Genomic DNA, 349 nt, shown 5'->3' with positions numbered 1-349 from the left:
TCGTTGGTGTGCCATTGTCTTTTGTTACACCGTCTGTTGTTGGTTCATAAGCATCATTGTCTGCTTGTTCTCCTACTGTTACAGGTACTTTTATGTGATCTTCTGTTCCATCTGGATATGTCACTGTCACATCTACTTCTGTTGTGCCTGGTGTGTTGCCATCTGGTAATTGTGTTTCGTCATCCACCGTAATTGTTGGTTGTTCTTTATCCGCTGGATAATCTGGGATTGTCACTGAACCTGTTACATCGTCTGTTGTCGTTGGTGTGCCATTGTCTTTTGTTACACCGTCTGTTGTTGGTTCATAAGCATCATTGTCTGCTTGTTCTCCTACTGTTACAGGTACTTT

At 42.4% G+C, this 349-nt stretch carries 1 protein-coding gene; it reads right to left on the bottom strand.

All coding sequences use genetic code 11. The features are described from left to right. The coding region (locus tag LQ679_RS14720; protein ID WP_275589958.1) for a Rib/alpha-like domain-containing protein at positions 1-349 on the bottom strand (349 nt) is incomplete at both ends.

Source organism: Mammaliicoccus sp. I-M35, from assembly GCF_022386455.1.
In the GTDB taxonomy this organism is placed as follows: Bacteria; Bacillota; Bacilli; order Staphylococcales; family Staphylococcaceae; genus Mammaliicoccus; species Mammaliicoccus sciuri_A.
The sequence above is the reverse complement of the archived record's forward strand: the minus strand, read 5'-3'. Positions and strand labels throughout refer to the sequence as shown.